Here is a 25,228-nt window from a genome sequence, read left to right as displayed (position 1 = left end):
CCGACCAAATCGGTAAAGTATATCGAACCCCGGGGTCAACTGAACGACGCAGATGCAGATGGGACAGGGCTTCCGTGCTAATCTGCGGGGTTTCAGGACCCCCGAGGCCCCCGCATGCAGCCCATCCAGCTCTCCGTGTTCTCCGAGACCGCCCGCCTCAAGCAGGTGGTGGTCCACAACCCCGGCCCCGAAGTGGATCAGATGGTGCCGGGGATGATGGAGAAGCTGCTCTTCGACGACATCCTCTACGGCGATCTCGCCCGCCAGGAGCACGCCCAGTTCCGCCAGGTGCTGGCCCGGGTGGCGGATGAGGTGCTGGACATCCAGGACCTGTTCATCGAGGCCCTGCAGGATGAAGGGGTGAAGCTGGCCTTCGTGGAGGACCTGCGGCGCCTGGTGGGCCTGCCGGACGACACCTGCAACCTGCTGCGCGACATGGCCCCGGCGGACACGGCCCGCAGCGTCATCGGCGGCCTGCCCTGGGACGACATGCCGAGCCACACGCACTGGGAGGAGGAGTTCGACTACCGGGTGCGGCCCATCCCGAACCTCCTGTTCATGCGGGATCCCGCCTCGGTCATCGGCGACGGCTACAGCGTGAACTCCATGGCCACCTGGGCCCGGGAGCGCGAGCCCCTGATCCTCAGCTACGTCTTCCGGCACCATCCGCGGCTGAAGCACCACACCGAGCACGACAAGTGGTTCGACCAGGTGACGCCCCTGATCCGGGGCGAGATCAAGGCCCCCGTGAGCATGGAGGGTGGCGACATCCTGGTGCTGAGCCACAAGGTGCTGGCCGTGGGCTGCTCCGAGCGCACCCAGGCCGACGCCATCCACCTGCTGGCCGAGAGCCTCCGCGCCCACCGGGCCGAGGACGACAGCAGCTTCGACCACCTGCTCATGGTGCTCATGCCCAAGAAGCGCAGCGCCATGCATCTGGACACCATCTTCACCCGCACCAGCGAGGCTGAGTGCCTGGTCTACCCGCCCTACTTCGTGGAGGGCAGCCGGGAGCTGCTGAACGTCACCAGCATCGACCTGCGGCATCCCGAGCTGCGGATGAGCACCCACCCGAGCCTGCTGAAGGCCCTGAAGCGTGTGGGCATCGACCTCCGGCCCATCTTCTGCGGCGGGAACGACTTCATCCTCCAGCAGCGGGAGCAGTGGACCGACGGGGCCAACGCCTTCTGCCTGGCGCCGGGCGTCATCACCAGCTACGGCCGCAACCTCGCCACGGCCGAGGCCCTGGACCGGGCCGGCTACCGGGTGCTGAACGCGAAGGAGGTCCTGGCGGACCCTGCCCTGGACCTGCTGGACGGGCAGAAGTACCTGGTCCAGATCGAGGCCGGCGAGCTGAGCCGCGCCCGGGGCGGACCCCGCTGCATGACCATGCCCCTGGCCCGGGAGGGCTCTTGAGCACCGGTCCGGGAGGACGCATGAGCGCCGCCAGCCGGCACCCGGCCCTGGCCCGCTTCGACCAGGCCTTGGCCGGAGGGGCCGCGCCCGAGGTGTGGATCCGCTTCCCCCGCCAGCTCGGCGACGTGGTGATGACGCTGCCCTTCCTGCGCACCCTCCAGCACCACTGGAACGCCGTGGCGGCGGAGCGGGGCGTCCAGTTGCGGTGGATCGCCGTGGGCCACCACATCGGCGCCGCCCTGCTGTCCGAGGCCGATCCCGCCTTCATCGCCGAGGCCCACATCGAGGGCGGCGGGGCGGCCAAGCCCGATCCCTGGGCCCTCGTGCGGGGCTGGCGCAAGCGCCCGCCCGCGGCCTTCCTGAACCTCTCCCAGAGCGCGCGCCTGCCCTTCGCCGCCTGGCTGAGCCGGGTCCCCCTCCGGGCCGGCATCGCGGACAACCACCTGCGCCTGCTGTACCACCACCCCATCCGCTACCGGAACCTGCCCCTGCACATCGCCACCCGCATCCAGCCCCTGCTCGAAGCCCTCACAGGCGATGACCGGGCCCTCTGGCTGCCCCTCACGCCGGCGTTGCTGGGCGGGCACAAGGGCCCGGACAAGCTGCGGGCCGAAGGATGGGACGGGGAGCCCTACGCGACCCTGGCCTTCGGCACCCGGGGCTTCGGCAAGCGCTGGTTCCCCGAGGATCGCACCTGGCCGGAGCTCATGCGGCTGCTCCAGGCCCGGGACATCCGCCCCGTGCTCCTGGGTGGGCCTGACGAGGCGGCCCTCGGCGCGGCCCTGGCCGGGGCGGTGCCCGGAGCCATCAACCTGGCCGGGAAGACCACCCTGCCCGAAGCCTGCGCCATCCAGGCCGCGGCCTGGGGCAACGTGGCCATCGACACGGGCCTGGCCCACACGGCCGCCGCCACCGGCCGGCCCACGGTCACGCTCTTCGGGCCCAGCCCCGAGGTCTGGGTGAACCCCATCGGGCCCCGGGCCCTGCCGCTGCGGGGGCCGGACGTGGACTGCGATCCGGCCGTCCTGGACGGGTTCCCCACCCATGGGTCCAGCGCCCACCGCATCCCGCCGGCAAGGGTCGTGGAAATGCTGGAAATGCTGGTGAAAGAATCCTGAGCGAGGTTCCTGCTAGACTATCTCTCCGCGCCTCGTCCCCCGAGGCGCCCCTTTTTTTAGGGCTGACTTGACCCCCACCCCCCCATCGGACCTCCGGCCCACGCTCAGACATCGCCTGGAATACGGCCTGTTCCGCCTGCTGGACGGAGTCATCGGCCGCCTGCCCTGGGCCACGGTCCAGGCCCTGGGCGAGGGGGCCGGCACCCTGTTCTACCTGACGGACCCCCGGCACCGCCGCATCGTCCGCGAAAACATGCGCTCCGCGGATCTGGGCCTGTCCGAGACCGGGACCCGGGCCCTGTCCCGGGCCTGCTTCCGGCACTTCGGGTCGCTCTTCGTCAGCCTGCTGCGCCTGCGCCGCGCCACGCCCGAGGAGCTCGATCGCTGGATCAAAGTCGAGGGACTGGAACATTTCGATGCCGTTCAGGCCGCCGGCAGGGGCTTCATCCAGCTGACGGGCCACTACGGCAACTGGGAAGCGGTCGCCCTGGCCCAGAGCCGGCACGGCCGTACCATTGACGCCATCGGGCGGGAGCTGGACAACCCCCTGCTGGAGCCCATCTCCCTGGCCTTCCGCACCCGGTTCGGCAACCGGGTGATCCTCAAGGACGGCGCCATGCGCGACACGCTGAAGGCCCTCAAGGCGGGGCGGGGCGTAGGCTTCCTGCTGGACCAGGACGCGCTCACCAGCGGCGTGTTCGTCCGGTTCCTGGGCCAGTGGGCCTCCACCTTCTCCACCGCGGGCAGCCTGGCCGCCCGCTATGACCTACCGGTGCTGCCGGTCTTCAGCTGGCCCAACCCGGACGGCACCACCACCGTGCGCTTCGAGCCCCCCTTCCAGGTGCCGGTCACCGGGGACGCGGCCCGGGACGCCTGGGTGGCCACTCAGCTCATGACCGCCCGCATCGAGGCCCAGATCCGCAAGGACCCCCGCTGGTGGTTCTGGATGCACCGCCGCTTCAAGACCCGGCCCGGGGAAGGCCATCCCCTCCCGGCTCCGCTTCCGCCCCGGGAGTGGGTAGAATCGATTCAACCACCCCTTGTTTGACCGGGCCCTTCGGCCCGCCTTTTTTTGACCTCCCTTTCCAGGACATCCCCATGCCCAAGCACGTGCTTGTGAAGCTCGAACAGGAACTCAAGGACATCAAGCAGGCCCTCCTGGTGGACATCCCCCAGGAGATCGCCCGCGCGGCCGGCCAGGGCGACCTCTCGGAAAATGCCGAATACGAGCAGGCCCTCGCCAAGCGCGACATGTTCCAGAACAAGCTGGTCACCCTCGAGAAGCGCATCTCCGAAGTGGCCAGCCTGGACATCAGCCGGCTGCCCAAGTCCCGGGCCGCCTACGGCTCCAAAGTCACGATCCTGGACCTGGATTCCGAGGAGGAGTTCACCTTCAAGCTGGTGCTCCCCGAGGAACTCGATGGCCACCCGCAGCATCTCAGCATCAGCTCCCCCATCGGCATGGCGCTGGTGGGCCAGGAAGAGGGCAGTGAAGTGCGGGTCCAGATCCCCGCGGGTGCCCGGCGCTTCGAGATCCTGGAACTGAAGACCATTCACGATGTAGCCTAAGCGAGCCCCAGGGGGGGAACTGTGAATAAGTACAAGCGCGAGCAGAAATGCTCTTTCTGCGGCAAGGAGCCCCACGAGGTCGAGCAGCTCCTCGCCGGACCCGAGGCCTTCATCTGCAACGAATGCCTGGAGGCGGGCCAGCTCCAGCTGCGCATGAGCCGCCAGGGCAAGCCCCTGGGCAAGCCCGACGCCCGGCTCAGCCGCCCCAAGGAGATCAAGGGCTTCCTGGACGACTACGTCATCGGCCAGGAATCCGCCAAGAAGCGCCTGAGCGTGGCGGTCTACAACCACTACAAGCGCATCGTCACCCCCCGGAAGGCCCTGGGCGGCCCCGAGGTGGAGCTCTCCAAGAGCAACATCCTGCTGCTGGGCCCCACGGGCACGGGCAAGACCCTGCTGGCCCAGACCCTGGCGCGCTTCCTGGACGTGCCCCTGGCCATGGCCGACGCCACCACGCTGACCGAGGCCGGCTACGTGGGCGAGGACGTGGAGAACATCCTCACCAAGCTGCTCCAGGCCGCCAACTACGACGTGGAGCGGGCCCAGCGCGGCATCGTCTTCATCGACGAGATCGACAAGGTGGGCCGCAAGAGCGAGAACCCCAGCATCACCCGCGACGTGAGCGGCGAGGGCGTGCAGCAGGCCCTGCTCAAGCTGGTGGAGGGCACCGTTGCCAACGTGCCGCCCCAGGGGGGCCGCAAGCACCCGCACCAGGAGTTCATCCAGCTGGACACGAGCAACATCCTGTTCATCTGCGGCGGCGCCTTTGTGGGCATCGAGGACATCATCAAGCAGCGCATCCGCGCCAAGGCCGTGGGCTTCGGCTCCACGCCCTCGTCGAAAGAGGACAAGGAGAACCTGCTGCGCCTGGTGGAGCCCGAGGACATCATCAAGTTCGGCCTCATCCCCGAGCTGGTGGGCCGCCTGCCCGTGGTGGCGGGCCTGTCGCCCCTGGACCGCGAGGCCCTGGTGGCCATCCTCACCCAGCCCAAGAACGCCATCACCAAGCAGTTCGTGAAGCTCTTCGACATGGATGACGTGGACCTGAGCTTCGAGGACGGGGCCATCGACGCCATCGCCGAGCAGGCCCTCACCCGCAAGCTGGGCGCCCGCGGCCTCCGCAGCCTGGTGGAGCAGATCCTGCTGGAACCCATGTACGAGCTGCCCTCGGACAAGCGCACCTCGCGCGAGTCCCTGCGCATCACTCGCCAGAAGGTGGAAGAAGTGCTGGGCCTGCCCTCCCAGCCCATCTCCGCCGCCGGCTGAAGAAGGGAATACCTTTGGCGGTACCGAAGACCCTCACCCTGCCGGCCATCCCCATCCGGGACATGGTGCTGTTCCCCGGAGCGCGGGTGCCCTTCGTGGTGGGGCGCTCGCCCTCGGTGCGCACGCTGGAACTGGCCATCAAGGCCGGCGACCACCTCCTGATGCTCACGCAGAAAGACGCCAAGGTGGAGGCGCCGGGCCAGGAGGACCTCTTCGCCATCGGCACGCTGGCCCTGGTGGAATCCGTCATCGCCCTGCCCAAGGACTACTACAAGGTGGGCGTGAAGGGCATCGCCCGGGTGAACCTGCGCCGCTACGACGACAGCGGCGAGGTCATCCAGGCCGAGGCCTACCTGCTGGCCGAGCCCACCCATCCGGCCGGGGAGTCCCTCCAGCCCTTCCACCAGGCGGTCGAGGCCTTCCTGGGGCGCAATCCCGACGCCTCGCGGCTGCTGAGCCTGGACCAGATCCGCGAGCTGCCCCTGGGCAAGGCCATCGACACCGTGGCCGGCCTGGTGCCCGCCGAGGTGAGCCAGAAGCAGGAGATCCTGGAGCAGCTTGAGATCGGGCCCCGGCTCGAAGCCCTGATGCGGCTGCTGGAGCTGGATGCCGCCCGCTCCGAGGTGGATCGCACGCTCGACGAGAAGACCCGGCAGCGCCTGGACCAGGACCACAAGCAGTACGTGCTGAACGAGAAGATGCGCGTCATCCAGCAGGAGCTGGGCAAGAAGGAAGAGAAGGACGAGTCCGCCCGCCTCAAGGACCAGATCGAGGCCGCGGGCATGAGCGCCGAGGCCAAGGCCAAGGCCCTGGAGGAGCTGGAGCGCCTGGACGCCATGCCGCCCCAGAGCGCCGAGGCCACCGTGAGCCGCACCTACCTGGACTGGCTGCTGGCCCTGCCCTGGAAGGCCCTGGCCGACGAGCGCCTGGATCTCATGGAGGCCGAGCGGGTGCTGGACGAGGACCACTCGGGCCTCGACAAGATCAAGGCCCGCATCCTCGAGCACCTTGCCGTCATGGCGCGGCTGCAGAAGGGCGAGAACGGGGTGGAAGGCGCCCGCCCCCCCCTCCGCGGACCCATCCTCTGCCTGGTGGGCCCCCCGGGCGTCGGCAAGACCTCCCTGGCCCGCAGCATCGCCAGGGCCCTGAACCGGCCGTTCGTGCGGCTCTCCCTTGGCGGCGTGCGCGACGAGGCCGAGATCCGCGGCCACCGGCGCACCTACATCGGCTCTATGCCGGGTCGCATCATCGCGCTGATGAAGAAGGCGAAGGTGCGGAACCCGCTCATGCTGCTGGACGAGATCGACAAGATGGCCTCGGACTTCCGCGGCGACCCGAGCAGCGCCCTGCTGGAGGTGCTGGACCCCGAGCAGAACGCCGCCTTCCAGGACCACTACCTGGACGTGGGCTTCGACCTCAGCCAGGTGCTCTTCCTGGCCACGGCCAACATGCGCCACCAGATCCCCGAACCCCTGGACGACCGCCTCGAGGTGCTGGAGCTCTCGGGCTACACCACCAAGGAGAAGCTGGCCATCGCCGAGCAGCACCTCCTCCCCCGCGCCCTCGAGGGCCACGGCATGAAGGACATGGGCGTGCACTTCGAGCCGGCCGCGCTGGAGAAGCTGGTGCAGGCCTACACCCGCGAGGCGGGCGTGCGCCAGCTGGAGCGCGAGATCGCCAACATCCTCCGCAAGCTCGCGCGGCACACCCTCCAGCCCCACCTGTCGGATGCGGCGGGCGAGGCCTTCGATCCCCTCATCACCGCCGAGCGCGTGCCGAAGCTGCTGGGGCCCGAGAAGTTCCTGGAGACCCGCGCCGAGGACTCGGCCCCGCCCGGCCTGGTGAATGGCCTGGCCTGGACGCCCACGGGCGGCGATCTGCTCACCATCGAGGCTGCCGTGCTGCCGGGCAAGGGCGTCCTCAAGCTTACGGGCAAGCTGGGCGAGGTCATGCAGGAGAGTGCCAACCTGGCCCTCAGCTACGTCCGCGCCCGGGCCGAGCGGCTGGGCCTGAAGCGCGATTTCCTGGACACCGTGGACCTCCACGTCCATGTGCCCGAGGGCGCCATCCCCAAGGACGGCCCCAGCGCCGGCATCACCCTGGCCACGGCCCTGATCTCCGTGCTGACGGGCATCCCCGCCCGGGCGGACCTGGCCATGACCGGCGAGCTGACCCTGCGGGGCCGCGTGCTGCCCATCGGCGGGCTGAAGGAGAAGCTCCTGGCCGCCCACCGCCAGGGCCGCACGGCCGTGCTCATCCCCAGCGGGAACGCCCGCCACCTGGAGGAGATCCCCGCCGAGGTCCGCGAACAGCTCAGCATCCACCTCGTGAGCCACATGGACGAGGTCATCCAGCTGGCCCTCACCCGCATGCCGGTACCCCTCGGTCCCGAGGCGAGCGCTCCGGCCTCCCCGGGTCCTGCCCGGGAGAATCCGGCAACGCAGTAAGGGCTGTCAGCTGTCGGCTTTCAGCTATCAGTTTGGGGCGAGGCGACCGCTGGGAGGCTGACAGCTGACAGCTGATAGCTGATAGCCTGATGCCATGCGCTTTCTCTCCAGCCATGTCATCCACTTCGTCGTCATGGGGCTCGGCATCTCACTAGTGCTGGGGCTCCTGCATCCGACGACGCGGCCGGAGCGGACGCGGGCCTCGATCCTCAAGCATGCGGCGGGGCTCATCGGCATCGGCCTGGTGCTGGCCTGGCTGATGTACCTGCTGCCCCGGCATCCCGTCCGCTTCTAGGAGCCGCCGTGGTCGAGAAGGTCCTGGGTCACTGGGCCAACCTGGTCGCCACCCTGGAGCGGATCTGCCGCGGCCTGGGGGTGCTCTGGCACGAGGTCGCCCGGGCGGTGCCGCCTCTGGGCCGGGCGGGAGCCTTCACCGTGGAGGTGCTGGGTAAGTACCACAAGGACGACTGCCTGAGCTATGCAGCAGGGCTCAGCTTCTGGTTGATCGTCAGCCTGGTGCCGCTGTCCACGCTGCTCTTCAAGCTGCTCGGCGCCATCCTGGGCAGCCGCGCCTACGGTCCCGGCACGCTGAGGACGCTGCAGGAGATCGTGCCCTACCTGCCCCGGGAGTTCGTCATCGACGCCCTGGCCAACAGCCAGAAGATCGGCGGCATGGGCCTCTCCTGGGGCGTGCTGCTCTTCGGCAGCTACTGGGGCATCAGCCAGCTGGACACCAGCCTGGCCCATGTCTTCGGCCTGCGGATCAAGAAGCACCGGCAGACCCGCAAGAACCACCTGCTGCGCCAGGTGACCTTCCTGGTGGGCGGGCTGCTGTCGACGGTCGTCTTCCTGGCCGTGCTCCTCGGCGGCGCCCTGCGGCGGTTCATGCCCCTGAAGCAGACGGACTTCCTGCCCTACCTGGCCCCCCTGATCGGGCTGGTCGTGGTGACGGTGGTGCTCCAGCACCTCCCCCGCCTGCACGTGAAGTTCCGCCACGCCTTCCTGGGCGCGGGCATCTCCACGGCCATGTGGTGGCTGGCCAAGTGGGGCTTCGGCGTCTACCTCAAGCACACCATGACCTGGGGCATCATGTACGGCTCGCTGCTGGGCATCGTCGCCGGCCTGACCTTCCTCTACTACAGCTGCGCCATCCTGCTGCTCGGCGCCGAGATCACCGCCGCCTTCTACCGCCACGAGACCGGCGCCACCCCCGTGCCGTCGTGGCTGCGGGCGAAGGGGGAGCCGATCGGGCGGCCCTAGGGAACCAGGCCCGGCCCGGACTGGCCGGCCACCTCCCAGTGGGTCACCGTGGGCTCGAACTCCAGCAGGAAGTCCCGGTCCTCGGGGTAGTACTTCGCCGTCTCCACGGGATCGCCCGCGAAGCGGCGGATGGCGTCGAGATCCTCCCAGAAGGTGAGGGTCTGGAAGTGCGCGACCCCCTCCTCCTCGCGCTCCAGGATGAAGACGGCGCGGTTCCCGGGGGTGGACTGGTAGTCGGGGATGGCCCGGGCGCGGAGGAAGTCCCGGTAGGCCTCCTTCCGGGCGGAGGGGATGCGGCCGTGCCACAGGCGGGCGATCATGGGGGCCTCCTGGCTGGTCCCCCGATGAAAGGCGCAGCCGGGCGGATCGTCAACCCCCTGAAGGGTGTCTTCCGAAGCGGGGCGAACCGTCCTGCTGGCCGGGCGCCCATCTTGACACGTGCTTTTTATATCGTATTATTACGATATGAACCGAACCCGGGGGTTCGTCCCTCCTCGCTGCTGCAACCTCGCGATCGGGGAAAAGGACGAGGTCCGTTTCATCCAGATGATGAAAGCTGCCGGAAACCCGCTGCGCTTCCAGATCCTGAAGTTCCTGGTCACCCATCCGGGCTGCATCACCGGAGAGATCGTGGATCACCTGCCCATCGCCCAGGCCACGGTCTCCCAGCACTTGAAGGTTCTTCGGGAGGCCGGCTGGATCAAGGGTGAAGTGGATGGCCCATCGGTGTGCTACGAGCTCTCTCCGGAGAACACAGCATGGTTCCGGACCCTGGTGGGACGAGTGTTCTAGAACGTTCAATTTTTTTGGCTTACTAAATCGTAATTCTACGATAAAAAAACCGGCATGGACCGGATCCAGGGCCCCTCCTCCGTTGCCGCGGGCGGTGGCTGCCTCCGCTGGTGGAACAGCCCAGCCCGATCCAGAACCCACCCTCATCAAGGAGCCGCGATGCGTCCGAAGCCGTATTTCCTAGCCACCATCGTCCTTTCCGCCGTGGGCCTCCAGGCCCAGGAGGCGGGGCGTCCACCTCAGGAGAGGCGGCCACCCGCAACCCGGGTCATCTCCCGCGCGGATGTGGATGTCCGCAGAAGAGCCCTTGCTGCCCTGCTCCACGAGCAGTGGGAACACCATCTCCGCTCTCATCCGGAATTCGCGTCGATCATCGGCGACAAGCGGTACAACGATAAGCTCTCGGACTTCTCGCAAGCTGCCGTCGACCGGAACCTCGAGCAGGCCGCGGCTTTTCTCAGGCGCTTCGAGGCCATCGATACCGAAGGCTTCCCTGCCCAGGAACGGCTGAACCAGGAGCTGATGGTGCGCCGGCTGCGCCTCGAGTTGGAAGGCGCGCGCTTCAAGGATTGGGAGATGCCCGTATTCCAGAACGCGGGCATCCACCTGGATGCGCCCCAGCTCGTGTCGCAGCTGTCCTTCGAGACGGTGAAGGACTACGAAGATTACCTGGCCCGCCTCCACCAGCTCCCCCGCGCCTTCGATCAGACGGTGGCCCAGATGCGGAACGGCATGCGGGATGGCCTCATGCCTCCGGCCTTCCTCCTGCCCAAGGTGGTCCAGCAGTGCGAGAACCTCATCGCCGTCCGACGGGAGGATTCTCCCTTCGCCCAGCCGCTGGCCAAATTTCCCGCCACCTTCTCCGAGGCCGACAAGGTCCGGCTCCAGGAAGGCATCCTGCACGCGATCGCTGAGGAAGTCGTGCCCGCCTACCGGACCTTCGCGGCGTTCATCCGCAACGAATACGCTGCCAAAGGGCGCGCTCACGCGGGGCTCTGGTCTCTGCCGCAGGGCGGGGAACGCTATGCCTACCAGGTGAAGGCATCCACCACGACGGACCTGAGTCCCGATCAGATCCATCAGATCGGGTTGAAGGAGGTGCGCCGCATCGAAGGCCGGCTGCTCGATACGGCCAGGAAGCTCGGGTTCCAGGATCTCAAGAGCTTCAATGCCTCCCTTCAGACCAACCCCGCGGTCCATCCGAAGTCCCGCCAGGAGATCGTGGACCTCTACGCCAGATACACGACCCAGATGAATGCGAAGCTGCCCCAGCTCTTCGGACGGCTGCCAAAGGCCGGCGTGGTGGTGATGCCTGTGCCGAGGTTCCGGGAGAAGGAAGCGCCAGCGGCGGCCTACGACCAGGGCACGCCCGATGGTTCCCGCCCCGGCCACATCATGGTCAACACGGGTGATTTCGCCAGCCGCCGCACCATCAGCATCGAGACCTCGGCGCTTCACGAGGGCGTTCCGGGACACCACATGCAGTTCGCCATCGCCCAGGAACTCTCCGAGCTCCCCCCCTTCCGCCAGCAGGGCGACTACACGGCCTACCTCGAGGGCTGGGCCCTGTATGCCGAGCTGCTGGGAGAGGAGGCGGGTTTCTACCAGGATCCCTACAGCTATTACGGCCACCTGCAGGATGAGATGCTCCGGGCCATCCGCCTGGTGGTGGACACCGGCCTCCATCACAAGAAGTGGACACGCGAGCAAGCCGTGTCGTTCTTCCACGCCCATTCGGGCATCGAGGAAGTCGTCGTCCAAAGCGAGACGGATCGGTACATCTCATGGGCGGGCCAGGCCTTGGGCTACAAGGTGGGCCAGCTCAAGATCCTCGAGCTGCGTGACGAGGCCAAGCGCCAATTGGGTGCGAAATTCGACATCCGAAAATTCCATGACGAACTGCTCGGCGCCGGGGCCTTGCCCCTGGATGTGCTCGACCGGCGCATCAAGGCCTGGGTGGCCGAACAGAAGCATTGAGCGTGGCGCGGCCACCAGCACTCGGCATGCGATGCAAGGTCCCCTCCTAATCCATGGCCGCTCCCCTCCGTATTCCGCTCATCGATCCCATGACCGGGAGGAACCCATGCGCCGACTCCAGCTGGCTTCGCTGTGCCTCGCCTTCGCCCTCCACCTCACTCCGCGCCTGCGAGCCCAGGCGCCCCCGCCTCCGCAGGAGCTCCAGGCCGAGAACGCCCGCATCCAGGAGCTCTGGAAGGGGCGCAAGTTCGAAGAGGCCCTGGCGATCCTGACCGCCCGGGGCCAGTCCGCGACGTTCGGCCAGCTTGCCGCCGAGACCCGGGCTGGCGTGCACTACAACATGGCCTGCGCGGCGTCGCTCCTGGGCCGTCCCGGCGAGGCCCTGGCCTACCTGGGCGTGGCCGTGGGGGAAGGGCTCAAGGACTGGACAACCTTCAGCGCGGATACGGACCTGGATCCCGTGCGGAAGGACCCCGGCTTCCTCTGGCTGGAGGGGATCGTGCGCCAGCGGGGGGACTTCGTCGGCATTCTCAGGCGCTTCAAGGACTACGGGCCTACCGATGGCTCGGCTCCGGCCTTCGCGTACCAGCCCCAGGACGCGCCGGACTTGGCGGCCCTGCGGAAGACCTGCCGCCTGGACGAGGTGGCCGGCAACGGCCCGGAGTTCGAGCGGATCGTGAACCTCATGCGCTGGGTCCACGCCCAGGTGCGCCACGACGGCAGCTCGAAGAACCCCGAGCCCATGAACGCCCTGCACCTGCTGGAGGTCTGCCGCGCGGAGAAGCGGGGGATCAACTGCCGCATGATGGCCACCATCCTGAACGAGGCCTACCTCTCCCTGGGCTTCAAGTCCCGCCAGGTCACCTGCCAGCCCCTGGACGAGAAGGACCCGGACTGCCACGTGATCACCACCGTGTGGTCCAACGACCTGGGCAAGTGGCTCTATATGGACCCCACCATGGAGGCCTGGTTCACGGACGGCCAGGGCCACCCGCTCTCCGTTGCCGAGGTGCGCGAGCGCCTCATCTCCGGCGGACCCCTGGAGCTGGCCAAGGGCGCCAACTGGAACGGGCGCCCCGAGAACCCGGCCACGTACAAGGCCTACATGGCCAAGAACCTGGTGCGGATCACCTGCCCGGTGGAGAGCGCCTTCGGCTACGAGTCCCGGCCGGGGCGCCGCTACGTGACCCTGGACGGCCTCGGCTTCCCGGCCCGGCCCGCCCGTGATGCGGCCGGGGGCCTCATCGTGCATGATCCCGCCGCCTTCTGGGTCCGGCCGTGAAGCACCCTGGTTTCCTGCTGCTCCTGCCCGCGCTGCTGGCCGCCCAGGCGGCGCCTGGCCTGTCCCGGGCCGAGGCCCTGGCCGTGCTGGCGAGGCCGGGGACGGCGGAGGCCCGGGTGCGGGCCCTGGTGGACCACCTCCACCGGCGCCTGCCCTGGGTGGCTACCGACTACCGTAACCGCAGCGTGGACGAGATCCTGGCCCGGGGCAGCGGCAACTGCGCGGACCACGCGAAGGTGCTCCAGGATCTCCTGAGGGCCGGGGGCTTCGAGGCCCGCTGGGTGCAGGAGATCAACCTGCAGGTACCCTCGGACCGGCGCCAGGTCTCGGCCCGGGCCAAGGTGGCCGAGCGCGGGCCCCGCTTCAGCGTCTTCGGGTACCGGCACAACGACCACCGCTGGCTGGAGGTCCGAGATCCCGCCAGCGCGGCCTGGTTCCCGGCGGATTCCTCGCTGGGCGTGGTGGGCGGCGAGGCCTGGGTCGCGGCCCGGCTGGGCTTCGGACCCCGGCCCGCGGCGGTGGCCGACATGATCGCCCCGGTCTTCGTGGAGGCCGTCCAGCCGGGCCGTCCGCGGGAGCCCCGCAGCGAGGCCTACCTCCTCCATGCTTTCGGGGCCATGGCCGGCGGACGCATCCGGACCCTGCCGGCCTGGCCCGCCTGGGAGCGGGCCGTCCGGGCCCTGGAGCCCCACGCGTCGGGCGCCTTCCGGGGAACGGAGGACCTCCATGCCCAGGCCGGGACCCTGGCGGCCCTCGCGGAGGCCTACGCCGCCCTGCGGGGCCAAGCCCAGGCCCTGCTGTCCCCCTCCGCGGCGGAGCTCGCGCAGCAGGGCTACCGGGCCCTCCTCGCCAAGGAGCCCGCCCGCGCCGCCGACCTCTACGACCGGGCCCTCGCGGCGGGGCTGAAGGGCGCCCAGCACCCCTACCAGGGAGCCTGCGCCCACGCCCTGGCGGGGCACGGGGATGCCGCCTTCGGCCTGCTCCGGAAGGCCCTGGACCAGGGTTTCCATCAGGAGGCCGCCCTCCGGGAGGACGCCGATCTGGCCCCCCTCCACGCCGATCCGCGCTGGCCTGGGGTGCTGGCCGCGGCGGAGGCCAACGCGCGGCGCTTCCGGGCCGTCCACTCGGACCCCGACGGCGCGAGGTTCATCGCCACCGATGTGGATCTCTTCTGGAAGGCCTACGCCAAGCTCCCGGCCGCCCCGGATCCCGTGGGCCTCCTGAGGCGGGAGTACCTCGACCAGGGCAGCGCCGGGCTGCAGGACTTCATCCCGAACCGCATCCGAAGCGCCGCCAACCTCCTCGAAGTCATCCGGCGGCACCCGCGCTACTTCGCCGCCATCCGCGAGAACACCCTGAAGGCCGCCGGGGTGGAGGCCGCCGCGCGGCGCTCCTTCCGGGCCTTCAAGGCGCTCTACGCCGACGCGATGTTTCCCGACGTCACCTTCGTCGTGGGCGCCCTGGACTCGGGTGGGACCTCGTCCTCCAACGGCCTGCTGATCGGTGTCGACCTGTTCGGGGGTGGGCCGGGCGTGCCTCTGGACGAGATGGACGACTGGCATCGGGGGGTCATCCACGCCCACACAGACCTGCCCAGCATCATCGCCCACGAGCTGATCCACTTCCAGCAGAGGCACGAGGCGCGGACCCTTCTCGCGAAGGCCTTCCACGAGGGTTCCGCCGACTTCCTCGCTTCGCTCATCGCCGAGGGGAACTTCAACCAGGCCACCTACGACTACGGCTACGCCCACGAGGCTGAGCTGTGGAGGCAGTTCCGGGCGGAGATGGGAGGCGAGGACGCCTCGAGATGGCTCTACGGCAGCAGCCGGCGCGACGGACGCCCCGCCGATCTCGGCTACTTCATGGGGTTCCGCATCGCCCAGGCCTACTACGACCGGGCGAAGGACAAGAAGCAGGCCGTCCGCGACCTCCTGACCTCGAGCGACTTCGAAGGGATCCTCAAAGCCAGCCGATATGGCGAGGATCTGAAGTAGGCCCGGCCTTCAGTCTTCGTCGCGGCCCCGCTGACTGGCAGGGATGGCGAACCCGTCGGCCTTGTACTCGTTGATCTTGTTGCGCACGGTGCGGAGGGCGATGTCCAGCTGGGCGGCGCAGTGGGTGCGGTTGCCCTTGAGCGCGCTGAGGGTGGAGAGCAGCCAGAAGCGCTCCAGCTCGGGCAGGCTCAGGCCCAGGGGCAGGACCACGGGGGTGCCCAGGGGCAGGCCGGTCAGGGGCTCGCGGGGATCTGCCATCGCGGCCTCGGCAGGCGGCGCCCCGGCGGCGCGGCGTGCCGCGTCCGGGAAGGCGGTGGCCGCGGATCCGGGAGCGCCGGCTCCGGGGGGGTCCCCGGGCAGGCTCTCGAAGGCCTCGGCGGGCAGCAGCCAGCGGAGGTCCTGCTGGCTGAGGCGGTGATCCTGGCTCAGCACCACGCAGCGCTGGATGACATTCTCCAGCTCGCGCAGGTTGCCGGCCCAGGGGTGGCGGGCCAGGGCGGCGAAGAAGCTGGGCTTCAGCTCAGGCACGGTGCGGTCGTTCTCCCGGGCGCAGCGCTCGGCGAAGTACGAGGCCAGCAGCTCCAGATCGCCCGGCCGGTCGCGCAGGGGCGGCAGGTTCAGGGGGATCACGTTCAGGCGGTAGTAGAGATCCTCGGCGAACCGGCCTGCCTTCACTTCCGCCAGGAGATCGCGGCTGGTGAGGGAGATGAGGCGGACGTCCACGGGGATGGCGTGGTCGCCGCCCACCCGCTCCACCGCACGTTCCTGGAGGGTCCGCAGCAGCCGGCCCTGGAGGCCCTGGGGCAGCGTGTCCACGGCGTCGAGCACCAGGGTGCCGTTGGCGGCCTGCTCGAAGCCGCCGGGCTTCGGAGCCGGACCGTTCTGGGGGCCCCTCGCCTGGCCGAAGAGCTCGATCTCCAGCAGGTTCTCCGGCAGTGATGCGCAGTTCACGATCACGCAGGGGCCGCTGCGGCGCGAGCTGGATCCGTGGATGAGCCGGGCCAGCGACTCCTTGCCGGTGCCGCTCTCGGCTTGGATGAGGATGGTGGCGCGGCTGTCCGCGGCGCGCCGGGCCAGGGCCAAGGTCTCGCTCAGGGCCGGGTCCTGCGTGAGGGTCAGGGGCGCTTCGGCGGGTTCCGCGGTCCGGAGGTGGCCCTCGGCCTTCAGGGCCTCCTGCAGCGCGGCACTGAGTTCCTCGGGGCTGAAGGGGCTCGCCAGGACATCGAAGGCGCCCGGAGGCGGAGCCTGCAGCAGGGCCTCGGGGGCGCCGGCGGGCGCGATGAGCAGGACGGGCAGGGCGGGGTCCACGGCCCGGAGGCGGGCCGTGAGCTGGAGGCCGCCCATGCCGGGCAGGCGGAGGCTGGCCACCACGGCGTCGTAGCCGCCGGGCCGCACCAGGCGCAGGGCCTCCTCGCCGGTCGGGGCCTGGTCCACGGAGGCCCCGGAACGTTTCAGGTTCAGGGCCATGCCATCCCGCGCGCCGGGATCATCGTTCACCATCAGTACCCGAAGGCGAGTCGCCATAGTCTTGGACATCCGTGAGGCGGCCGACTGACCGCTCTCCCGTTATCGGGTTCCAGACGCCGGACTGGAGTTTTGTGCCGGTCTCCGCTTCCTCAGCCGCTGGGGCAGGTCCCCGGAGGCAGATTCGCCCCGGACCGGGTCGCCGTGGCGGCGGATGAGCAGGTAGAGCTGGCGGCGGCTCACGCCCAGGCGGGTGGCGGCCTCCACCCGGTTGCCATAGGCGCGGCGCAGGGTCCGGTGGAGGAGGAAGCGCTCCAGCTCGTGCAGGTTGGTGGCCAGGTCCTCGGCCTCGAACCGGGGCGGGCCCGCGACCTCGGGCTCTGGCAGCTGGCCCAGCAGCTTCCAGCGCAGCAGCCGGTTGCGCAGCTCCCGCAGGTTGCCGGGGCAGGGCAGGGCCTCCAGGGCCGGGGGCCAGGGGGCCGGAACCCCCTCCTCCGCGGCCAGGGCCGCCAGGAGGCCGGGGATGCTGTCGGGATCCTCCTCCAGGGCGGGCAGGCGCAGCTCCAGGCAGGCCAGGGTGCCGGGCATGGGGCCCCGGGCGGCCACCACGCCCCCGGGGTGGGCGGCGAGCCAGGCAGCCCCTGCCCCCGGATCATCGAATTCGGCGCCGTCGCACCCCCGGCGCCGGGCGATTTCCGCCGCCAGCGTGGAGACCCCCGATCCCGCGGGACCCTGGATCCACAGGCCTTCGGGCCGGGCCAGCAGGGCCTCCAGGTGGGCGCCCCAGCGGCCGAAGCCGGGGAGGAGGGGAAGGGGGATCACGGTGGCACCGGGTCTCAGTAGGTCCAGGTCAGGGTGCAGCCCGTGTCCTTGGCGAGCTTCTCCGCCAGGTCAGGGTCGTGTCTGAGGCGCAGGTCCCGGCCGGCCCGCACCCGGGCCACCAGGCCCTCCTTCGAGCGGTACTCGAAGGTCACGGGCAGGTCGCCCGGGTGTTCCTTGAGGAGGGTCTCCAGGCGGGGCGGGCACTCGCCCACGGGCAGGCGCACCAGGGCGCCCGAGAAGCCCTGGCCCTGGAAGGACTCCAGGGGCTCCAGCAGCGTGGCGAAGACCTTCACCACGGTCTGTTCCTCCTCCTCCTCGCCCTCGCCGTTGCCGTTCCCGTTGGCCTGGAGGGTCTCCACCCGCAGCTCGCCCGTGATACGCAGCATGGCCTCGGGCACGGCCAGGTGCCGGTAGCGGTCGAAGGGACGGAGGGCGTCCTTCCGCTTGGTGACGGGATCCCACTTGCTGGCCATGAGGAGGACTTCCATCTTGCCGGCCAGGTCCTCCACCTGGAGGATGGCCCACGGCTCGCCCTTCTGGTTGGTCTTGAAGGCCACGGTGGAGACCATGGCGCCGAGGGTGACCTCGTTGCGGTCGCGCAGCCTGCCCGAAGCCACGTCCTCCAGGATCTTGGCCAGGGTGCCGTGGGTGTGCACCTGGATGGCGTCGGCGAACTCCTCGAGGGGGTGGCCGCTGACGAAGAGGCCCAGCACCTCGCGCTCGGCGGCCAGGCGGGTCTTGCGGTCCCAGGGCTCGACGTTCTCGGGCACGCGCCAGTCTTCGCTGAGGCTGGCCAGCTCCGCGTCGTCGAAGAGGCTGGTCATGCCCGAGTCCTCGCCGCCCCGGGAGGCCGCGGCCACGGCGTCCGGCAGGCCCTGGAGCAGGGCGGCCCGGTTGGGTTCCAGGCTGTCGAAGGCCCCGGCCTTGATGAGCGACTCCCAGACCTTGCGGTTGGCCTTCTGGAGATCGGTGCTCTTCAGGGCGTGGAACAGGTCCTTGAAGCGGCCCTCGGCCTGCCGGGCCTCGAGGATGGCCTGCAGCGCCGCCTCGCCCAGCCCCTTGACCGCGGCGAAGCCGAAGCGGATCTGCCGGTCCGAGGTGGCCGTGAAATCGAGCGCCGACTCGTTGATGTCCGGCCCCAGCACCTCGATGCCGCCTTCCCGGCAGTTCTGCACGTACTTGGCCACGTCGTCCGTACGGCCGGACTTGGTGGACAGCAGGCCCGCCATGAACTCCACCTTGTAGTTCGCCTTCAGGTAGGCGGTCTCGTAGGCCACCATGGCGTAGGCGGCGCTGTGGCTCTTGTTGAAGCCATAGCCCGCGAAGTACTCGATGAGGTCGAACATCTCCGCGACCTTGGCCCGGTCGTAGCCGCGGGAAGCGCCTTGTTCGATGAACTTGGTCTTCTCCTTGGCCATCTTCTCCTTGTCCTTCTTGCCCATGGCCCGGCGCAGCATGTCCGCCTCGCCCAGGGAGTACCCGGCGACGAGGCTGGCGATCTGCATGACCTGCTCCTGGTAGAGGATCACGCCATAGGTGGGGGAGAGGATGGGCTCCAGGTCCGGGAACATGTAGGTCACGGGCTCGCGGCCGTGGCGCCGCTCCACGTAGGTGGTGCCCATGCCCGCGCCCAGGGGGCCCGGGCGGAAGAGGGCGTTGAGCGCGATGAGGTCGTCGAAGCGGTCGGGCCCCAGCTGGCGGAGCAGCTGCTTCATCCCGCCCGACTCGAACTGGAAGACGCCGTCCGTGTCGCCCGCCGCGAAGAGCTCGAAGGTCTTCTTGTCGTCGAAGGTGCGGATGGTGGTCATGTCCTTGGGCGCGCCGTGGCGCCGGGCGATGACCTCCTGGGTCTTGGCGATCTGGGTGAGGGTCTCCAGGCCGAGGAAGTCCATCTTCAGGAGGCCCGCGCGCTCGGCCTCGACCATGGTGTACTGCACCATCACCTTCTTGTCCTTGTCCATGGACAGCGGCGCGAACTGGGTCAGCTCATCGGGCGCGATGATGACGCCCGCCGCGTGGACGCCGGTGTTCCGGGCCAGGCCCTCCAGCCGCGCGGAGATGTCGAGGATGTTCTTCACCTCGGGATCGGACTCGTAGAGCTCCCGCAGCTTGTCGCTCTTCTCCAGCGCCTCGCCCACGGTGATGGGCTTGCCGGGCTCCTGGGGCACCAGCTTGGTGAGGTTGTTGGCGAAGGCGAAGTCCTTCTCGAAGACCCGCGCCACGTCCTTGATGACGGCCTTGGTCTTGAGCTGGTTGATGGTGACGATGCTGCTGACCTTGTCCTGGCCGTACTTCTCGGTGACGTAGTCGATGACCTTCTGGCGCCCGTCGCGGCAGAAGTCGATGTCCACGTCGGGCATGGACACGCGCTCCGGGTTGAGGAAGCGCTCGAACAGCAGGTCGTACTGCATGGGGTCGATGTCCGTGATCATCATCGACCACGCCACGATGCTGCCGGCCGCGGAACCGCGGCCCGGGCCCACGGGCACGCCCATCTCCCGGGCCTTGCGGATGAAGTCCCAGACCAGCAGGAAGTAGCCGGGGAACCCCATCTTGAGGATCATGTCCAGCTCGAAGGCCAGACGCTCGCGATACCTGGCCTCCGGGTGTTTCAGCGCCCCCGCCTGCCACAGCGGGCGGCACTCCGCCACGCGCTGCTCAAAGGTCTCCTTCGCCACGTGCATGAAGTACGATTCCAGATCGTAGCCTTCGGGCACGGGAAAGCGGGGCGTGACGGGCTTCCGCGTGATGGGGAACAGGTCCACCTTGGCGGCGATCTCCAGGGTGCGCTCCAGGTATTCCGGATGATCGGGGAACACGGCCCGCATCTCCTCGGGCGTCTTCACGAAGAACTGGTCCGTGGAGAAGCGCATGCGCTTCTCCTTGGCCTTGGTGGTCTTCGTGCCGATGCACAGCAGCGTGTCGTGCAGGTCCGCGTCCTCGTGGTTGAGGTAGTGGGCGTCGTTGGTGCCCACCAGGGGGATGCCCAGCCGCGCGGCCAGCTCCTGCTGGAAGGGGATGATCTCCTTCTCCTTGTCGAAGCCCTGGTCCTGGATCTCCAGGTAGAAGTCCTCGCCGAAGATGTCCCGGAAGTCGCGCGCCACCCGCTCGGCCTGGTCCAGGCGGTTCTGGAGGATGCGGGCCTGCACCTCGCCGCCCAGGCAGGCCGACAGGGCGATGAGGCCCTCGCTGTGCTCCCGGAGGATGTCCTTGTCGATGCGGGGCTTGTAGTAGAAGCCCTCGGTGAAGCCCGCGGACACGAGCTTCGAGAGGTTGGCGAAGCCCACGGGGTTCTTGGCCAGCAGCACCAGGTGGTAGCCGGCGTCGCGCGATCCGCTGGGATCCACGCAGTCCTCCAGGCCCTCCTCGCCCGTGGCGTTCTTCGCCTCGAGCTTGCGGTCGAAGCGGGTCTTGGGGGCCACGTAGACCTCGCAGCCCAGGATGGGCTTCACGGCCCAGTTGCCTTCGGCGTCCTTCGTCTTCTCGCAGGCGTCGAAGAGCTTCATCATGCCGAACATGTTCCCGTGGTCTGTCACGGCCACGGCCGGCATGCCGGAGGCCCGGCACTTCTTGATGAGATCCGGGATGCGGGTCAGGCCGTCGAGGAGCGAGTGCTCGGTGTGCAGATGGAGATGGGCGAAGCTCATGCCCCCATTCTCCGACGGATCGCGCGCGGCCGGGCAAGTGCCCGGGGATCAATACCCGGTCCCCGCGGAGATCAGTGCCGGGAGAGCAGCTCCCGGAGCACGTTCCTCAGGCTGGCAGCGTCCAGGTCCAGGTCCATGCGGGCATGGGGCCCGGCGGTGATGGGCCCGCCCAGCTGTACCCAGCGGGGCCGGCGGCGGAGGAGGTCGTCCTCGCGCCAGACGGCCAGGATGCTGGGCTCCCGGGCCCAGATGAGGACGCTGGGATAGGGCCCCTCCCGGGGTGGCACCGTGCCCCAGAGGTGCACGTCGGCGCCCCAGCTGCGGAGCCATTCCTGGATGCGGACGCTGGCCGCGGGATCATCCATGCCCAGCGCCACGGTCCAGCCGGCCAGGAACCCCCGGGCGCCAGGCTGGGAGTCCTCCTCCCGCTCGTACCAGCCCAGCCGCTCGTGGTGGTGCAGGAGCCGGGTGCGCAGGCGGTAGGAGGCGCCATCCAGGGCCATCAGGGGCGCCTCGGGATTCTCGCGCACCCGGTCCGCCCAGCCGCTTCCGAACAGGCCTTCCATCAGGGCCGAGGGCCGGTCCGTGCGGAAGGCGTTGCCCGGCACCAGGCTGCGCCAGATCTCCACCTCGGTCTCGGCCCGGTGGATGCGGGACTCCATGGTCCGGACCACGAGCCACTGCCACGACGTGCCAATGGCCATGGCCAGGACCACGAGGCTGAAGCCGGAGAGGCGGACCTTCATGTCGAAGAAGCTCTGGGCGGCGATCTCGACCACCACGGGGATGGTGAGGCCGAGGAAGCCGAGGAAGAGCCGGCGCCCCATGGGATCGCCGTCCTGCCGCGCCCGAAGGGACCAGTAGATGATGAAACCGCACCCCACGAGGTAGGTGAGGTTGTAGAGGTGGTGGGTCCAGATCTCCGCCTGGCCTGGATGCGGCAGGAGGAGGTTGCGGATGTAGTTGGGGATCATGCCCAGGGCGATCCACGCCGGGAAGCGCCGGGGGATGTGGCGGGGGAACAGCTCGGCGAGGGCGGTGCAGAGGCTGATGAAGCCCAGGGCCACCAGCAGGCTCTGGGCCCGGTCCACCAGGTCCGGGTTCCAGGAGGACAGGGTGCCGATGGCCAGGACGCCATGCCGGAGGCCCACCAGCAGGCAGGTGAAGGCCATCCAGCCCATCATGCGGTCCCGCCGGGACAGGGCGTCCGTGCCGAAGCTGATGAACAGGGCCGCCAACGCCCCGGCCTGGAGCGCATCGAGGAAGGGCCAGTCCAGGAGTTGCATGCGGAAGTCCCCGGGGGATGGGAGGATGGTTGCCACCAGCCTAAGTCGCTTTCCCCGAACAATCCATTCCGCGATGGTCGCGGGCCCCTAATCCATTCCCCGCGCCGTTCGTAGCAGTCAACATCCTGGAGAATGCCGTGACCGCCACCTGGAGGCTCCGTTGATCGCCTTCGAGAACCTGGAAGTGCGCTACGCCGCCACGGCGGCGCCCGCCCTGAAGGGTCTGACCCTCACCCTCGACCGCGGCATCGTGGGGTTGCTGGGCCCCAATGGCGCGGGCAAGTCCACCCTGCTGAAGGCCCTGCTCGGCCTGTTGCAGCCGTCCGGCGGCGGCGGCACGGTGCTGGGCGTGCCCCTGGGGGCCCCCGCGGCCGCGCGGCTGCGGGCCCGCATCGGCTACATGCCGGAGTACGACGCCCTCATCGAGGACGCCTCCGCCTACGAGCAGGTGGCCTTCTGGGGCGAGCTGAGCGGCCTGGCGCCGGAGGCGGCCCGGGACCGCGCCCATGAGGTGCTCTACTTCGTGGGGCTCGACGAGGCCCGCTACCGGCCCGTCAGCGGCTATTCCACGGGCATGCGCCAGCGGGTGAAGCTGGCCCAGGCTCTGGTGCACAGCCCGGAGCTGATCTTCCTGGACGAACCCACCAACGGCCTGGATCCCGACGGCCGGCGCCGCATGCTGGACCTGGTGCTGCGGGTCCACGCGGAACTGGGCACGGGCGTCATCCTGGCCTCGCACCTGCTGGGCGACGTGGAGCGCGTGGCGGACCAGCTGGTGATCCTCGACCAGGGCCAGATCAAGGCCGCGGGCTCCATGGCCGGACTGCGCAAGGCCCTGGCCCGGCGCGTGGAGCTGCGCTTCCTCGATCCGCTGGACGCGGGCCAGGAGGCCGCCCTGACCGAGCTGGGGGCCGTGCTGGAGGCCCGCAACGGGCTCTACGATCTGGAGCTGGCCGAAGCCGATCCCACAGCCGCCTTCCGCTGGGCCGAGGGCAGGGGCGCCACCCTGATCCAGCTCACGCCGCGCCACGACCGCCTCGATGAAGTGCTCCTCCGGGCGCTGCATCCTCAGATGGGGGCCTAGCCCATGCCCATCTACGCCCCCACCCTGCCGCCCGCGCCGGACCTCAGCCACGGCCATCCCCCGGCCCTGGTGCTGATGCGCTTCGATCTCGCCCGGCTCTGGCGCCAGAAGATCGGCCGCTTCTTCGGCTTCGCCTTCCTCCTGGTGCTGCTCTGGAAGGTGGCCCGCATCTACGTGGATCACCTCCTGCAGACCAACCAGACCTTCAAGCCCATGCAGGATTTCGCGAAGACCATCCTCACCCAGGGCGCGGACTTCCAGGCGGATCTGCTGAACCCCGCCAGCTACCTGCTCTGGTTCCTGGTGGCCCTGGTGGGCGGCGGCCTGGTGGCCCGGGACACCCTCTACCGCGTGCGGCCCCTCATGTACGCCCACCCCGTGGGACCGAGGGACTACCTGCTCGCCAAGCTGGGCTTCGCTTCGGCCCTGCCCTTCGCGATCCTGCTCCCCTTCGCCCTGCTGCCCTGGCTGATGTCCCTGATCCTCGCCGGCGCCAGCGGCCCCGTGTGGGTGACCGCGCCCCTGCGCCTGCTGCCCGCCATGGCCATCAGCTCGACCCTGATGGGCTCCCTGGCCGTGGGCGCCTCCAGCATGGCCGCCACACCCCGGGCCGGCATCGGCTGGGTGCTGGGTCTGGTGCTGGGCGCCGCCACGCTCGCCTCCATGATCCACGGCCTCACGGGTATCCCCACGGTGCAGGCCATCAACCCCATCCTGCTCGCGGAGACATGGCCCCAGCTCTTCGTCGGCGTGGACCACCCCCTGATGGGCTGGGGCCCCGCGCTCCTCGGCACGGCCTTCCACCTGGGCTTGTGGACCTTCGTGGCCGCCAAGCGGACCATGCCTTCGGAGGCGGTCATCTGATGATCTCTCTCGACCGCGCCTCCCTCCGCTACGGCCCCATCCTGGGCCTCAGCCCCACCACCTTCGAGCTGCCGGACGGCGGCGGCATCACGGGCCTGCTGGGCCCCAACGGCGCCGGCAAGTCCTCGCTGCTGCAGCTGCTCTCAGGCCTGCTGCCGCCTTCGGGCGGCGAGGTGGAGGTCTTCGGCGAAGCCCCGTTCCGGAACCCCGCCGTGCTCGCGCGCCTGGGCCTCGTGTCCGAAGGCGACCGCCTGCCCACGGGTCTGCGGGCCGACCGCTGGCTCCGGATGATGGGTGAGCTCTCGGGGCTGTCGGGGGACGATCTGAAGGCCGCCGTGATCCGGGCCCTCGCCACCGTGGGCATGAGCGACCGCGCCCACCTCACCTTCGCGCGCATGTCCAAGGGCATGCGGCAGCGCATCCGCCTCGCCCAGGCGCTGCTGCACGAGCCGGAGCTGCTCATTCTGGATGAGCCCTTCAACGGCCTGGACCCCGAGGCCCGCCTCACGCTCATGGCCCTGCTGCGCGACCTGGCCGCCAAGGGCACACGCATCCTGGTGTCGAGCCACATCCTCGGCGAGATCGCCCAGCTCACGGACCGCATCCTGCTCCTGTTCCGGGGCCGCCTGCTGGCGGAAGGCACCGTCACCGAGATCCGCCAGCTGCTGGACCGCCATCCCGTGGAGCTGCGCCTTACGGGCGAGGCGCAGGTCCTGGCCCGCTGGGCCGTGGAGCAGCCGGAACTGGCGGCCCTGCGCATGGAGGAGGACGCCGTGGTGATCTCGGTGCGCTCGCCCCGGGACATCCTGCCCCGCCTCCAGAAGGCCGCGGCCGAGGGCGGCATCCCGCTCCGCGCCCTCGATCCCCTGGATCTCAACCTCGACGCGGTCTTCCAGTATCTGACGAGGGACCACGCATGACCGCCGCCCCTTCTCCTCTG

At 69.5% G+C, this 25,228-nt stretch carries 20 protein-coding genes; 15 read left to right on the top strand and 5 right to left on the bottom strand.

Annotated features, from left to right (window positions below):
- The first annotated feature begins 114 nt into the window (after nt 1-114).
- The 8 genes from QSJ30_RS13090 (at nt 115) to QSJ30_RS13055 (ending at nt 9,076) form a co-directional block, all read left to right on the top strand.
- Nucleotides 115-1,416, top strand: coding sequence for an arginine deiminase (locus QSJ30_RS13090; RefSeq protein ID WP_285609957.1), 1,302 nt, complete (start codon nt 115-117; stop codon nt 1,414-1,416).
- 20 nt (nt 1,417-1,436) lie between these two features.
- Nucleotides 1,437-2,534 (top strand): glycosyltransferase family 9 protein, encoded by a 1,098-nt coding sequence (locus QSJ30_RS13085; protein WP_285609955.1) that lies wholly within the window; start codon nt 1,437-1,439, stop codon nt 2,532-2,534.
- A gap of 67 nt (nt 2,535-2,601) precedes the next feature.
- Entirely contained in the window at nt 2,602-3,582 is a 981-nt protein-coding gene (locus tag QSJ30_RS13080) for a lysophospholipid acyltransferase family protein (protein ID WP_285609953.1), read from the top strand.
- Nucleotides 3,583-3,632: 50 nt separating this feature from the next.
- Nucleotides 3,633-4,103 (top strand): GreA/GreB family elongation factor, encoded by a 471-nt coding sequence (locus QSJ30_RS13075; protein WP_285609946.1) that lies wholly within the window; start codon nt 3,633-3,635, stop codon nt 4,101-4,103.
- Nucleotides 4,104-4,124: 21 nt separating this feature from the next.
- Nucleotides 4,125-5,369, top strand: a complete 1,245-nt coding sequence (gene clpX, locus QSJ30_RS13070; protein WP_285609944.1) for an ATP-dependent Clp protease ATP-binding subunit ClpX — start codon at nt 4,125-4,127, stop codon at nt 5,367-5,369.
- Between the two features lie 14 nt (nt 5,370-5,383).
- A complete protein-coding gene (gene lon / locus QSJ30_RS13065) occupies nt 5,384-7,816 on the top strand; it encodes an endopeptidase La (protein WP_285609942.1) in 2,433 nt (810 codons plus the stop codon).
- 94 nt (nt 7,817-7,910) lie between these two features.
- Nucleotides 7,911-8,111, top strand: coding sequence for a hypothetical protein (locus QSJ30_RS13060; protein ID WP_026852224.1), 201 nt, complete (start codon nt 7,911-7,913; stop codon nt 8,109-8,111).
- Nucleotides 8,112-8,119: 8 nt separating this feature from the next.
- Nucleotides 8,120-9,076: a YihY/virulence factor BrkB family protein gene (locus QSJ30_RS13055; RefSeq protein ID WP_285609938.1), complete on the top strand. Its 957-nt coding sequence runs from the start codon at nt 8,120-8,122 to the stop codon at nt 9,074-9,076.
- On the opposite strand, the gene QSJ30_RS13050 is transcribed toward QSJ30_RS13055, so the two are convergent.
- Nucleotides 9,073-9,396 carry a hypothetical protein gene (locus QSJ30_RS13050; protein WP_285609936.1) on the bottom strand — a complete coding sequence of 108 codons (324 nt, stop codon included), beginning with the start codon at nt 9,394-9,396 and terminating at the stop codon, nt 9,073-9,075. The two genes, QSJ30_RS13055 and QSJ30_RS13050, sit on opposite strands and share 4 nt — an antisense overlap.
- Nucleotides 9,397-9,622: 226 nt before the next feature.
- On the opposite strand from QSJ30_RS13050, the gene QSJ30_RS13045 reads away from it, so the two are divergent.
- From QSJ30_RS13045 to QSJ30_RS13030, 4 genes are all read left to right on the top strand, one after another.
- Nucleotides 9,623-9,868, top strand: coding sequence for an ArsR/SmtB family transcription factor (locus QSJ30_RS13045; protein ID WP_285609930.1), 246 nt, complete (start codon nt 9,623-9,625; stop codon nt 9,866-9,868).
- Nucleotides 9,869-10,027: 159 nt separating this feature from the next.
- Entirely contained in the window at nt 10,028-11,845 is a 1,818-nt protein-coding gene (locus QSJ30_RS13040; RefSeq protein ID WP_285609928.1) for a DUF885 domain-containing protein, read from the top strand.
- A gap of 106 nt (nt 11,846-11,951) precedes the next feature.
- Nucleotides 11,952-13,127 carry a transglutaminase-like domain-containing protein gene (locus tag QSJ30_RS13035; RefSeq protein ID WP_285609926.1) on the top strand — a complete coding sequence of 392 codons (1,176 nt, stop codon included), beginning with the start codon at nt 11,952-11,954 and terminating at the stop codon, nt 13,125-13,127.
- Entirely contained in the window at nt 13,124-15,121 is a 1,998-nt protein-coding gene (locus QSJ30_RS13030; protein WP_285609924.1) for a transglutaminase domain-containing protein, read from the top strand. Before QSJ30_RS13035 ends, QSJ30_RS13030 begins: the two co-directional genes overlap by 4 nt.
- Before the next feature lie 9 nt (nt 15,122-15,130).
- On the opposite strand, the gene QSJ30_RS13025 is transcribed toward QSJ30_RS13030, so the two are convergent.
- From QSJ30_RS13025 to QSJ30_RS13010, 4 genes are all read right to left on the bottom strand, one after another.
- Nucleotides 15,131-16,621, bottom strand: coding sequence for a sigma-54-dependent transcriptional regulator (locus QSJ30_RS13025; RefSeq protein ID WP_285609922.1), 1,491 nt, complete (start codon nt 16,619-16,621; stop codon nt 15,131-15,133).
- A 66-nt stretch (nt 16,622-16,687) separates the two neighbouring features.
- Nucleotides 16,688-17,407, bottom strand: coding sequence for a helix-turn-helix domain-containing protein (locus tag QSJ30_RS13020; protein ID WP_285609921.1), 720 nt, complete (start codon nt 17,405-17,407; stop codon nt 16,688-16,690).
- Nucleotides 17,408-17,421: 14 nt separating this feature from the next.
- On the bottom strand, nt 17,422-21,054 hold the full coding sequence (gene dnaE / locus QSJ30_RS13015; protein WP_285609920.1) for a DNA polymerase III subunit alpha: 3,633 nt from the start codon (nt 21,052-21,054) through the stop codon (nt 17,422-17,424).
- Nucleotides 21,055-21,125: 71 nt separating this feature from the next.
- Nucleotides 21,126-22,340, bottom strand: a complete 1,215-nt coding sequence (locus tag QSJ30_RS13010; RefSeq protein ID WP_285609919.1) for a 7TM diverse intracellular signaling domain-containing protein — start codon at nt 22,338-22,340, stop codon at nt 21,126-21,128.
- A gap of 160 nt (nt 22,341-22,500) precedes the next feature.
- Between QSJ30_RS13010 and QSJ30_RS13005 the strand changes: the two genes are divergently transcribed.
- From QSJ30_RS13005 to QSJ30_RS12995, 3 genes are read left to right on the top strand one after another with little or no spacing between them, the layout of a single operon-like run.
- Complete coding sequence (locus tag QSJ30_RS13005; RefSeq protein ID WP_285609918.1) at nt 22,501-23,424, top strand: ABC transporter ATP-binding protein; 924 nt, start codon at nt 22,501-22,503, stop codon at nt 23,422-23,424.
- Between the two features lie 3 nt (nt 23,425-23,427).
- Nucleotides 23,428-24,288: a hypothetical protein gene (locus QSJ30_RS13000; protein WP_285609917.1), complete on the top strand. Its 861-nt coding sequence runs from the start codon at nt 23,428-23,430 to the stop codon at nt 24,286-24,288.
- A complete protein-coding gene (locus QSJ30_RS12995) occupies nt 24,288-25,208 on the top strand; it encodes an ABC transporter ATP-binding protein (RefSeq protein ID WP_285609916.1) in 921 nt (306 codons plus the stop codon). Before QSJ30_RS13000 ends, QSJ30_RS12995 begins: the two co-directional genes overlap by 1 nt.
- The last annotated feature ends 20 nt before the right edge of the window (nt 25,209-25,228 follow it).

Source organism: Geothrix edaphica (genome assembly GCF_030268045.1).
In the GTDB taxonomy this organism is placed as follows: domain Bacteria; phylum Acidobacteriota; class Holophagae; order Holophagales; family Holophagaceae; genus Geothrix; species Geothrix edaphica.
Note: the sequence above shows the minus strand (reverse complement) of the source record. Positions and strands in the feature narration are given on the sequence as shown.